This window comes from Arthrobacter sp. ISL-30, assembly GCF_018613855.1.
GTDB lineage: Bacteria > Actinomycetota > Actinomycetes > Actinomycetales > Micrococcaceae > Arthrobacter.
The window spans coordinates 1-11,111 of the sequence record NZ_JAGGPK010000037.1 but is presented as its reverse complement, the minus strand read 5'-3'; the positions used below and the strand labels follow the sequence as shown (position 1 = coordinate 11,111).

Below are 11,111 nucleotides of genomic sequence, written 5' to 3'. Positions count from 1 at the left end.
GAAGCCTGCGGAAAGACCTGGGTGCGCTGTGGCGGGAACCTCAGCCCGCACCTCGTTGTCCTTGCCATAGAGCCAGTCGGTGTAATGGACGTCAGAGTCGCGGCGCGCCTTGAACAGCATGTTCCGCAGGACCCTGCCCACTCCCGACACGTGCCAGGATTCGCCCCAAACACGGGCGGTGCGCTGCACCGTGGCCGTCCGGGGCGCGCGGATGGCGTTGAAGCTGCGCATCACGCCGTCCCAGGCGTCGGCGTCGATCCCGTTGTCCGTAAAGACAGTGCCGCGGCTGAGCTCCTGCAGGGCGGCCGCGTCCTCGAGGGCCTGGCAGGCGCCTTGGGCGAGGTACTGCAGCATGGGGTGGGCGGCGTCGCCGACGAGGAGGAGCCGGCCGTCCACCCAGTTCTCGATCGGGTTGCGGTCGTACATAGGCCAGCGGATTCCGCGCCAAAGGTTCTGCAGCGCGTTACGGACCTCGGGTACACAGTCCCGGTAGGCCTCCTCGAGCTCGTCCACCCCTCCGTACTGTTCCTCGCCCCGCGCGAACGAGGGCGACTTGAAGACCGCAACGGTGTTGAGCAGTTCGCCCTTGCGCAAGGGGTACTGGACCAGGTGGCAGTCGGGGCCGAGCCAGACGACGACGTCGTTCAGGTCCGAAGCGTTGGGAACCTCCGCTGCGGGGACAGTGCCACGGTAGGCGACGTAGTGCGAGCCGACGGGTTCGTCGTCGGACACGGCCTCGCGCAGGGCGGACTTCAGGCCGTCGGCGCCTACCACGAGGCCCGCCTCATAGACGCTGCCGTCCACGGCAATGGCTCGCCCGGCACCGCCGTCGGTCTCCACACGATCAACGGTGACGTCGTTGAGGAGCGTGACGCCGGCGTCGCGCGCGGCCTCCAGCAGCACCCGGTGCAGGTCGCTGCGGTGGATCACAATGTACGGGGCCCCATAGCGCTCCTCAAAGGCGCCGCCCAGCTCCTGGCGGGTGAGCTCCTCTCCGGACACGGCGTCGCGGAAGACCAGGTGATCCGGCATGACGCCGATTTCCTTGACCTTTTCCAGGAGCCCCCATTTGGCCAGGAGGCGGGTGGCGTTGGGGGCAAGCTGCAGCCCGGCTCCCACCTCGCCGAATTCCGGGGCGCGCTCCACGAGGGTGACGTCGGCTCCGTTCTCCTTCAAGCCGAAGGCGGCTGCCAGGCCTGCCATTCCACCGCCGATGACGAGGACGTCCGAGGACTTGTGTGCGTTGTTCGTGGTCATATCAATTCCCAATGGTGTTGATGGTTGTTGAGGATTCCTGGCGGGCCAGTTGGCCGCGCTGATACCGGGAGGCGACCAGGGCCAGGAGGATTGCTGCGACCGCCGCCGCCCCGGCGAAGGCAAGGAAGTTGGAGCCGACCCCGAGCCCGACGGCCAGGAGCAGGCCGCCCACCTGCGGGGCGATGACGGCGCCGATGCGCCCTACGCCGAGCGCCCAGCCCAGGGCCGTGCCGCGCAAGTGGCCCGGATAGTGCGAGGCAACGGCGGCGATGATTAGGCACTGCGTGCCGTGGGTTCCGACGCCGGCCAGTACGAGCATCGCGTAGACGACGCCGACCGGCGGCCCGGAGATGATGACGGCCAGGGCGACGGCGGCGACGGCGGCTGCCGCCGTACCGGTGCGGATAGCGCCGAAGCGATCGCCCGCCCACGCCGTGATGATGGAGCCCGCGATGGCTCCGAGGTTCAAGGCGACGGCAAAGGTCAGGGCGGAACCGAGGTTGTAGCCTGCCAGTTGCATGAGGTTGGGCAGCCAGGTGCCCAGGCCGTACCAGGCGAACAAGGTAGCCAGGGTTGCCAGGGCGAACAGGATGCTCGCCCCAAGATACGGTGCCCGCAACAGCGACCCGAAGCCGGGGCGTTCCCCGGCCTTGGCCGCGGCTTTGGTTTCCGGGAGGAACTTCAGGCCCAGGGGAACCACCACGATCAGGGCGATGATGGCCACCAGGAACATGGCCTGCCAGCCGAACGCGGGGATCATGGGGATGCCCACGAGGGCTGCAATGGTTCCGCCAAGGGGCACTCCGGACATCATGAGGGTGGCCACCGTGGACCTCCAGCGCTCAGGGACGAGTTCCGCTGCCAGTGCGTTGGCTGACGGCACCAGCCCGCCCAGGCCGATTCCGGCCAGCAGGCGGAGGATGCCGAAGATGGCGGCGTTGGGCGAGAAAGCGCATAACACCGTGAAGACGGAGAAGACGATGGCGCAACCAAGGATCGTGCGCCGGCGTCCCCAGGAGTCGGCCATGCGTCCGGCGAAGACGGCGCCGATCATCATGCCGGCGAAGGCGAGGGAACCTACCGTTCCGGCGGTTGCCTTGCTCAGCCCCCAGCCGGCGTCGTTGATGAGGGAGGACTGCACCGTTCCATAGACGATGAGGTCGTAGCCGTCGAAGACGACCAGGAGCCAGCAGACCAGAACGGCCATGGTTGAACGCGACGAGAATCGGGAGAGGGGCGATCGCTGCCGGCTGGTGCTGCCCGAGGGCGGCGCTGCATCGAGCGGCTGAACGGCGTCCGCTTTGACGCCAGCTGTGGAAGGACTCATGCATTCGAGAGTGGCTTGTGCCACAGGATCCAAACAATAGAATTCTGCTATGCAGAATCCTCGTTTGCAGAAGAAACCTCCCTATCCGATCGAGGCAGTGGATAACGCCCTGCAGCTGCTGCAGCTCCTGCGCGACGACGGCAGCGTGCGACTCAAGGATGCCGCAGCGGAACTGGGAGTTGCCCCGTCCACCGCCCACCGGCTCCTTGCGATGCTCATCTACAGGGGTTTCGCCATCCAGGACGAGTCGAAAAGGTATCTGCCCGGGCCGGCCATGGGCGTCGGGCCTGCCGGGCTGAACTGGACACGCCTCCTGCGGACCCTCGCACAGCCGCACCTGGAGCTGCTCTCCGAGCGGCTGAACGAGACCGTCAACCTCATGGTGCGGGTGGGAACCAAGGTCCGCTTCCTGAGCACAGTGGAAAGCGCCAACATCTTGCGCGTGGGCGACCGACAGGGCACCGTCCTGCCTGCCCATACGGCCTCGGGAGGCAAGGCAATGCTGGCGGAACTGGAGGAGGCCATGCTGGAGCAGTTGTTCCTGGGCAACAACGCCGCTATTGGCGGCGACAGCATTTCAGAGCGGGAGTATGCTGCGCTGCTTCGGGAGCTTGAAAGCGTGCGGGCCAACGGCTTCGCAGCAAACGTCGAGGGCACGGAAGAGGGCATCTCCGCCGTCGGAATGGCCCTGCACAACCTTCATGGCGCTGTGGTGGGAGCCGTGAGCGTGGCGATTCCATCGTCGCGCTTTTCGAAGGTCTTCGAGGCGGGACTTGTTCCGCAGGTGCGGGAGACGGTCCGGCAGCTCGAAATCGATATAGCTGCCAACCCCGTGGAGCGTGTCGCTGAGTGAGTCCGCCGTGGGTTGAGTCCGTCGGACAGCAGCCCTTCGCCAGAAGATTCTGCTGAGCAGAATAATCTAACGGTCTGCGGCTATGCCTCCCTAGTGTGGAGATCAATAACGTTGGCACCCGTAACGAGGAGGTTCCCGTGTCTACATCGGCAGAAACCGAAGCACAGCTTGAAGAGGTCCGCCGCGCCGTCTTGCAGCAGCCCACGCATGAAAGTGTGGCCGCTGAGGCTGCAGCTCAGCAGGCGACGCTTCCCGAGCCGACCGCCGAGGAGCAGGCGCAGCTTGATCAGCTGTATAAAGACTTCGAGGCCGGCAACATGATTCCGCTGTGGACCGAAATTGGCGAACTCATGCCTATGGTTCCCTCTCCGAAGGCGATTCCGCACGTTTGGCGCTGGAATGAGCTGTACCCGCTGGCCGCCCGCGCCGGCGATCTGGTACCGGTGGGACGTGGCGGCGAGCGCCGCGCGATTGCCCTGGCCAACCCTGGCCTCGGCGGAACCCCCTACGCCACGCCTACCCTCTGGGCGGCCATCCAGTACCTCGGCGCGCATGAGACCGCTCCCGAGCACCGGCACTCACAGAACGCGTTCCGCTTCGTCGTCGAGGGCGAGGGCGTGTGGACCGTGGTCAACGGGGATCCCGTGGCCATGCGGCGCGGCGACTTCCTGCTCACGCCGGGCTGGAACTTCCATGGCCACCACAATGATACGGACCAGCCGATGGCCTGGATTGATGGCCTGGACATCCCGTTCGTGCACTACGCCGACGCCGGTTTCTTCGAGTTTGGCACCGAGCGCGTCACCGATGATGCCACGCCGGAAATCTCCCGCTCAGAGCGGCTCTGGGCACACCCCGGCCTCCGTCCCCTGTCCGGGCTGGATAACACCACCAACTCCCCCATCGCCGCCTACCGCTGGGAGCACACCGACCGTGCCCTGCGCGAGCAGCTGCTCCTGGAGGACGAGGGCCATCCCGCCACCGTGAGCCAGGGCCATGCCGCCATCCGCTACAGCAACCCCACCACGGGCGGGGACGTCATGCCCACCATCCGGGCCGAGTTCCACCGGCTTCGGGCAGGTGCCTCCACCGCTGCGCTGAGGGAAGTCGGCTCAAGTGTGTGGCAGGTCTTCGAGGGCCGCGGCAGCGCCGTCATCAACGGCGAAACCAAAACGTTGGAAAAGGGCGACTTGTTTGTGGTCCCCTCCTGGGCCTCTTGGTCCCTTCAGGCGGACCCTCAGGCCGAAACCGAATTCGACCTCTTCCGCTTCAGCGACGCCCCCATTTTCGAGCGCCTGAACTTCAACCGCAGCTACATCGAAGGAAGCAAGTAATGAAACTGCTGACACTGCGTCTTAGCGCCGACACCGGCACCGCCAACGGCACGGCCAGCACGGTCGCTGTCCGCCAAGACGGGGACACCCTCACGGAGATCACCGGTTTCGCCAACGTGGGTGAGCTGCTGCGCCACGCCGACTGGGAGAACATAGCACTCAATGCCGATGGCCCCACTCACCCGCTCGACGGCGCCAGCCTCGCCCCGGTAGTGCCCGAACCGGGCAAGATCATCTGCGTCGGGCACAACTACCGCAACCACATCCAGGAAATGGGCAGGGAAATTCCCCTTTACCCCACCCTGTTCGCCAAGTACCAGGAAAGCCTGATCGGGCCGGACGACGATATCGCCCTTCCGCCGGAATCGGACGCCGTCGACTGGGAGGCGGAACTGGCCATCGTGATCGGCAAGAAAGGCCGCCGCATCAGCGAAGCAGACGCCGCCGACCACATCGCGGGCTACTCCGTCCTGAACGACATCAGCATGCGCGACTACCAGTTCCGCACTGTCCAGTGGCTGCAGGGCAAGACCTGGGAAAACAGCACCCCCTTTGGACCAGCACTCGTTACCAAGGACGAATTCACCGTGGGGCCTCTCATGACGGCCGAGGTCGACGGCGAAACAGTACAGTCGACTCCTACTGGCGACCTCGTGTTCACCCCGGAATTCCTGGTGTCCTACATCTCCACGATCATCACGCTCAATCCGGGTGATGTCATCGCCACCGGAACTCCCGGCGGCGTCGGCCATGCCCGCGATCCCAAGCGCTACCTGCGCGAAGGCGAGGTCCTCGTGACCCGCATCGAGGGACTCGGCCAGCTGAACAACCGGATCGTCGCCGAGGTGGTCGACCCGGCAACGGCCGCAGCGACGGCAGGCGCAAGCTCCGACGTCGCTGGCTCCACTGCCGAGGCAGGCACCGGCTCCGCCGAAGCAGGCGGCATCGAAGCAGTACGGGCACGCTGATGGTTGCCCGGAAGGATCAAGCCACCGATCCGGCGCTGCTGGACCAGCTGCTCCAGGCCCGCCGGGGCACAGCGTTCTTCGCCCGCAAGCTCAACGAGCTGCGGGATGCGGAGCTCGACGGAGACTCTCTCCTTCCGGGCTGGACCCGCCGCCATGTGGTGTCGCATATCGGCTACAACGCGCGTGCCGTCGCCCGACTGGTGGAGTGGGCGCGCACCGGCGTCGAAACACCGATGTATCCATCTGTGGCTGTCCGCAACTGGGAAATCGAGTTTGGTGCAACCCTGAGCCCAATAGCCCTGCGGAACCTGTTCGATCACTCGGCAGTGCACCTGAATGTTGAATGGCGGGACCTGCCTGATGAAGCGTGGTCGCATGAGGTGAAGACCATCCAGGGACGGACCGTTCCCGCCTCCGAAACCGTCTGGATGCGCAACCGCGAGATCTGGGTACACGCTGTGGACCTGAACAACGGGGCATCGTTCGCGGATATCCCGAGGCCCGTGCTGTCACGGCTCCTGGGCGACATCACGGGAGCGTGGAAGGCCCGCGGCACGGATAAAGACCTGGTGCTCCAGGTTACCGACGCCGAGCCGGGCGTTCCGTCTGAGCTTGGGGATGTTGATTCCCCGGACGCAGTGAGGGTGACGGGTTCATTGGGGGCCGTCACTGCGTGGGCGGCAGGGCGTAGCAACGACGGGCTTGTTGCCGAGGGGCCTGACGCTTCCCCAGTCGCCGTCCCGGCGGCGCCGGCCTGGATCTAGGGGACACGGCTCAGCCTTCGGCGTCGCCGCTGACGTAGTACCAGCGTTTGTCTCTCCGGATGAAGCGGCTGGCTTCGTGGTGGATTCCGCGTTCGCCGTCGTGCCGAAAGTGAGCCTTGAACTCCACCGTTCCCTCGGAATCCAGCGGGCCGCCCCTGGTCGTTGAGACAATATCCAGGCGTCGCCACTGCATCTCCGGGTCCAGTTCCAGCCCGGCTGGACGGGTACTGGGATCCCACGTCCGCAGCAGGTAGTCCGCGTCCTGGACCACAAAGGCTGAATAGCGGGAACGCATCAGCTGCTCCGCCGTCGGCGCCTCGGCATCGCCCCGATGAAACCGTCCGCAGCAGTCCACGTACTGTTCACCCGACAGGCAGGGACAATTGCCGTGAGGGAGGTTGGAGGCGTCGAAGGGCACGGAATCCCGATCTGATGGTCGCGGATGAGAGGCAGCCCACAAATCTTGCCACAGTAGATAACAGCTTCAAAACAACCCCTTCCGAAGGCTGAATCCCGTCGGCGTGAGGCCTCCTTGGACACTAGGCTAGTAACCGTAGGCTATATAAGGTGCCGCGGCCCCTGATGATGGTCGCGGGGTCCTGTGGGGATACTGCGGGCAGGAGGGGTGAAGTGGACGATCCAACAACGATGGCCCTCAACCTGACCTTTTTCGGGACCCTGGGCGTCGCCTTCCTGATGTTGCTGTGCCTCGGCATCCTGGTCACCCTGACACTCGTCCTGGCTGGAATCGGACGCCTGGTCTTCCTCATCCTCATGGCCTTGTTTGGGATTGTCCCCAAGAAGGAGAAGGACACAGTTCCCATCGTTCACCTGCCCGCGAAGCCGTACCATAGGCCCCACCCTGGGTTCGACGCCGAGGCTGACTCCGTCACCGGGACGCTGGATGGCAGTGCCGCCGCCCCGCAGTATCACCATAGGGCCGAACCCGTCCAGGATCGTCTCGCTGGACTCCGACAGGCGCTGGCACGGTTGGCGGGTGGTTCCTCTGCAAAGTACAAGGCAGCGCTGGTCCGCATGCGCGGCATCCAGTGGAAGACCCTGTTTGACGCTCGCCGCTTGCCGACGCCCGCCCAAATCAAGGCCGGCGCCTCCGCCAAAGCCCACACCGTCGTCGAAACCCAGGCCAAGCATCATCCGCTGGTGGTTGCTGCCAGGAAAGTCCCGCCGGTACTGTCCCCCAAGTGGGCCGCCGCCGTCGAGGAAGCTGATCGGCGTGCCGCCGAACGGGCCAAGGCGGCTGCACTTCCGGAAGTCAAAGTCACGGTGCGGGACATCCCGGCAGGCGGCAGCGTTGAAGGCGACGGCAAGGCGCGCGAGGGTAAGGCACCGAAGGGTAAGGCACCGAAGGGCCAAGCAACCGAGCCTCACAGCGCGGAAGCGAAGAAAACTGCCCCCACGATGCAGTCCAGCAAGCCGTGAAATCGTTACCCTCGTAGTAGCCCGCGCCGGACGCGAACAACACACGCACTTGGGGCCTAGTCCGTTTCCGGACCTGTGCAGAACTCACAATCGTCCTCGCAAGCGAAACGCAGGAGGGACGCTTGCAGCCAGCAGGGAATGCGTTCCAAGGTTGACCTTTCGTCTCGTGTCGGTTTAGAGACCGAGGTGCCTGTTGAGCTCGCCCAGAGAGTAGACCGTGGTGTAGTTGTAGCCCGGGCTGTGCGGGTCGTAGCCGCGGTCGAAGTAGATGGTGTTGGTGAAGCCGAGGTCGTGGCACGGCATCAGGTCGTACCGGGTGTGGGAGGAGACGTGCAGGAAGTCCTCCAGTGACGCGTTCAGGGTGTCAAGCATGTATTCAAAAGCTTGGTAGCGCGGCTTGTAGGCGCCGGCCTGCTCAGCGGTGTAGATGGCGTGGAAGTTCGCACCTAGTTTGGGGAGACTGATGTCCAGAAAGCTGTCGTCGGCGTTGGACAGGATCACCAGCTGGTAGTTCTCGCCCATCGTCTTCAAGGGAGCCGGCACGTCCTCATGCGCAACCCATGACCGCACAGCATCGCCGAACTGTGCGCCTGCGCCCTCGGTCCCCTCAAGTCCCCACCGCTTGCACACACGATCGAAGGAATCCTGAAGGACCTGCTCGTAAGCGTAGTATTCGCCGCAGACCTGGTCGTAGCGGTAACCGCGGAACATCGCCTTGAAGGCAGGCCACTGCTCTTCGGGTAAGCGGCCTGCGAGCAGGCGGCGGGTACTTCCAGTACTGGAGACGTTGGATGCCGCTGCTGTCGACTCTAGATCCATTCGCTGCATCAACTGGCTGGAGGCCGTGGACTCGGGAGCCCTAAAGGTCAAGGGCGAAACCTTCGGCTACTACGAAACGAAGCCGCCTACTGCGCGCTGAGCTGAAGAAGCTCGCCGAGCAGCCACCATGGCGGGCATGGTGTTCTAGTAGTTCAACCTCTTCCCGCACCGAATTAGCGCTTAGTCTGCTTCCTGGCCGGAAGGCATGTCCTCCAGATGGCGGCGCAAGCTCCTTGCCACCCTGCCTGCCGCTTCGAGATCCTCGGGCTCGAGGGCGTCAACGAATAGCTTGCGGACCAGGCGGAGGTGCGACGCCGAAGAACTGCGGAAGGTCCGTGCGCCGTCGTCGGTTAGCTCAACCTCCGCGCCGCGGCTGTCACTACCTGAGCGGTGTCGACGGATGAGCCCACGGTTTTCCATACGGCCGAGGTGGTGCGACAGTCGACTGCGCTCCCAACCAATCTTTTCGGCGAGCACCGAGGACCGCAGCCTATGCTCATCAGCCTCGCTCAAGGCCAGGAGCACGGCATAATCACCGGGCGAAATGCCGGACATGGACTGCAGTCCCGAAGCCAAGGCCTGCCGTATCGATTCTGCGGTCTCTACATACTCCCGCCACAGCGCCAGCTCTAGTGGATTAGGACTTTGCCTGCCGCTCTTGCCGATTTGATTCATCACTACACCCTTCGCTTGATTGACGCGTCAATTAACTGATTGACATGTCAATCAGAGGAGCCACCTCATGAACGGAGCCACCTCATGAACAAATTGATCTTCGGGTTGGATACCTTTGGTGACGTCCCGTAGACGATGCGGGCGCGCCAGTCAACCACGCCCGGGCGACCCGCCAACTCGTGGACGAGGCAGTCATAGCTGACGAGCTGGGAGTGGATGTTTTCACCCTGGGTGAGCATCATCGCCCTGAATATTCGGTGTCCGCTCCCGAAACGGTGCTGGCCGGTATGGCTACCCGCACCTGCCGCATCCACCTGGGATCCGGCGTGACGGTACTCAGCTCTGATGACGCCGTGCGAGTGTTCGAACGCTTCGCAAACAGTTGACGCGCTCTCGAACGGTCGCGCCGAGGTCATCCTCGGCAGGGGCTCCTTCACCGAATCGCTCCCTCTCTTCGGCTACGACCTCAGCGACTATGACGTGCTCTTCGAGGAAAAAATTGAGCTCTTCACCCAACTCCTCCAGGAGAAGCCGGTAACGTGGAGCGGCACCGTCCGCGCACCCCTGGTCGACGCCGATGTGTACCCCAAGACCGAGGGCGGCCTGACAACGTGGGTGGGCGTGGGAGGATCTCCCCAGTCGGCGACCCGCACGGCGAACTTCCGGGGCCCAGCCGATCAGCGCCCGCCTCAAAGCCGTCGAACTGTACGGCAGCAAGGTCGTGCCGATGGTCCGCGAAATGCTCGGCGATCACGATCTTCCAGGCTTCGCAGCAACCAGCCTCCTGACAGCACCCTAACCGTCCATTGACCGGACTCTGCGCGACATCGTCCGGCAAGGCAATTAGCAACCATCACGAAAGAAGATCACATGACCATCGTCCTCTGGGTTATCACCGCCCTGCTGACACTTGTCTTCCTCGCTGCGGGGGCCATGAAAATCGCCCAGCCTAAAGCGAACCTTGCCGCCTCCGGGCAGGGATGGGTCGAAGACTTTTCCGACCGAGCCGTCAAGTACATCGGCGCGATCGAAATCCTGGGCGCCCTGGGCCTGGTCCTTCCGGCCGTCCTGAACATAGCTACCGACCTGGTGCCAGCCGCCGCCATCGGGCTCTTCCTGCTCATGACGGGAGCGGTCATCACGCACGCCCGCCGCCGAGAAACTCCCAATGTCGTCATCAACATCGTCCTTGCCGTCCTGGCCGCCGGTATCGCCATTGCCCGCTTCGGACCATACAGCTTCTAACGTCCTGGGTCTTGTGGCGCTTCATCTTAAGCGGAATTCCGGCGAAGAGGCCTCGAGGAACGTCATCGTCGCGTAGGACCCAGTGACTTTGGACGGTCCCCCGAACCGTTGGCTACCGACCAAGAGGGTGGGATCACGCATCGGTCAGTAAACCTACAGCGGCCGCCTCTCGCCAACCGAAACCAGCTCGCCGGAAAGGCACATCCTTTGGCTCAGGATCCTGTTGTGGCGGGGATGGCTCCGGTGACGGCGCCTACGGCTGCTTCGAAGCGGTCCAGGCCCAGGGTGATTTCTTCGGCGGTGACTACCAGGGCGGGGATGAGGCGGACGACGTTGCCGGCCGGGCCGCAGGTCAGTGTCAGCAGGCCCTGTGCGGTGGTGGCCTGCTGCACGGCCGCTGCCGTGGCGGCGTCCGGGGTGCCGTCCTCG

General features: G+C 64.4%; 11 protein-coding genes and 2 pseudogenes. 7 read left to right on the top strand and 6 right to left on the bottom strand.

Features of this window, described 5'->3' with window-relative positions; translation table 11 throughout:
- Nucleotides 1-1,257: FAD-dependent oxidoreductase (locus J7E82_RS14815; RefSeq protein WP_214863933.1), on the bottom strand; the 1,257-nt coding region annotated here is incomplete at its 3' end.
- A gap of 1 nt (nt 1,258) precedes the next feature.
- Entirely contained in the window at nt 1,259-2,464 is a 1,206-nt protein-coding gene (locus tag J7E82_RS14810; protein ID WP_214863940.1) for an aromatic acid/H+ symport family MFS transporter, read from the bottom strand.
- A gap of 169 nt (nt 2,465-2,633) precedes the next feature.
- Between J7E82_RS14810 and J7E82_RS14805 the strand changes: the two genes are divergently transcribed.
- The 4 genes from J7E82_RS14805 to J7E82_RS14790 all read left to right on the top strand — a co-directional run bounded on the left by J7E82_RS14805 (nt 2,634) and on the right by J7E82_RS14790 (nt 6,503).
- Nucleotides 2,634-3,437, top strand: coding sequence for an IclR family transcriptional regulator (locus tag J7E82_RS14805; protein ID WP_214863932.1), 804 nt, complete (start codon nt 2,634-2,636; stop codon nt 3,435-3,437).
- Between the two features lie 191 nt (nt 3,438-3,628).
- On the top strand, nt 3,629-4,771 hold the full coding sequence (locus J7E82_RS14800) for a cupin domain-containing protein (RefSeq protein ID WP_214863938.1): 1,143 nt from the start codon (nt 3,629-3,631) through the stop codon (nt 4,769-4,771).
- Nucleotides 4,771-5,739, top strand: coding sequence for a fumarylacetoacetate hydrolase family protein (locus J7E82_RS14795; protein ID WP_214863930.1), 969 nt, complete (start codon nt 4,771-4,773; stop codon nt 5,737-5,739). Before J7E82_RS14800 ends, J7E82_RS14795 begins: the two co-directional genes overlap by 1 nt.
- Nucleotides 5,739-6,503, top strand: a complete 765-nt coding sequence (locus tag J7E82_RS14790) for a maleylpyruvate isomerase family mycothiol-dependent enzyme (protein WP_214863928.1) — start codon at nt 5,739-5,741, stop codon at nt 6,501-6,503. The genes J7E82_RS14795 and J7E82_RS14790 overlap by 1 nt, the downstream gene beginning before the upstream one ends.
- 10 nt (nt 6,504-6,513) lie before the next feature.
- Here the strand turns inward: J7E82_RS14790 and J7E82_RS14785 are convergent, their stop codons facing one another.
- Entirely contained in the window at nt 6,514-6,921 is a 408-nt protein-coding gene (locus tag J7E82_RS14785; protein WP_308113853.1) for a YchJ family protein, read from the bottom strand.
- A gap of 212 nt (nt 6,922-7,133) precedes the next feature.
- Here J7E82_RS14785 and J7E82_RS14780 point away from each other — a divergent pair, with 212 nt between their 5' ends.
- Nucleotides 7,134-7,943, top strand: coding sequence for a hypothetical protein (locus J7E82_RS14780; protein ID WP_214863924.1), 810 nt, complete (start codon nt 7,134-7,136; stop codon nt 7,941-7,943).
- Nucleotides 7,944-8,117: 174 nt separating this feature from the next.
- Here the strand turns inward: J7E82_RS14780 and J7E82_RS14775 are convergent, their stop codons facing one another.
- Nucleotides 8,118-8,813, bottom strand: a complete 696-nt coding sequence (locus J7E82_RS14775) for an HAD hydrolase-like protein (RefSeq protein ID WP_251041930.1) — start codon at nt 8,811-8,813, stop codon at nt 8,118-8,120.
- A 129-nt stretch (nt 8,814-8,942) separates the two neighbouring features.
- Nucleotides 8,943-9,437, bottom strand: a complete 495-nt coding sequence (locus J7E82_RS14770) for a MarR family winged helix-turn-helix transcriptional regulator (RefSeq protein WP_251041929.1) — start codon at nt 9,435-9,437, stop codon at nt 8,943-8,945.
- A gap of 84 nt (nt 9,438-9,521) precedes the next feature.
- On the opposite strand from J7E82_RS14770, the pseudogene J7E82_RS14765 reads away from it, so the two are divergent.
- A pseudogene (locus J7E82_RS14765) lies at nt 9,522-10,100 on the top strand (LLM class flavin-dependent oxidoreductase); the annotation flags it as partial.
- A 207-nt stretch (nt 10,101-10,307) separates the two neighbouring features.
- The gene (locus J7E82_RS14760; RefSeq protein WP_214863922.1) at nt 10,308-10,682 is read left to right on the top strand and encodes a DoxX family protein; all 375 of its coding nucleotides are present in this window, start codon (nt 10,308-10,310) and stop codon (nt 10,680-10,682) included.
- Between the two features lie 212 nt (nt 10,683-10,894).
- Here J7E82_RS14760 and J7E82_RS14755 read toward each other — a convergent pair.
- Nucleotides 10,895-11,111, bottom strand: a pseudogene (locus tag J7E82_RS14755) (aminotransferase class III-fold pyridoxal phosphate-dependent enzyme); the annotation flags it as partial.

Coding starts and splice junctions, on each gene's coding strand:
- J7E82_RS14810 (WP_214863940.1), bottom strand. CDS start 2,464: ATGGCCGTTCTGGTCTGCTGGCTCCTGGTCGTCTTCGACGGCTACGAC.
- J7E82_RS14805 (WP_214863932.1), top strand. CDS start 2,634: ATGCAGAATCCTCGTTTGCAGAAGAAACCTCCCTATCCGATCGAGGCA.
- J7E82_RS14795 (WP_214863930.1), top strand. CDS start 4,771: ATGAAACTGCTGACACTGCGTCTTAGCGCCGACACCGGCACCGCCAAC.
- J7E82_RS14790 (WP_214863928.1), top strand. CDS start 5,739: ATGGTTGCCCGGAAGGATCAAGCCACCGATCCGGCGCTGCTGGACCAG.
- J7E82_RS14770 (WP_251041929.1), bottom strand. CDS start 9,437: ATGAATCAAATCGGCAAGAGCGGCAGGCAAAGTCCTAATCCACTAGAG.
- J7E82_RS14760 (WP_214863922.1), top strand. CDS start 10,308: ATGACCATCGTCCTCTGGGTTATCACCGCCCTGCTGACACTTGTCTTC.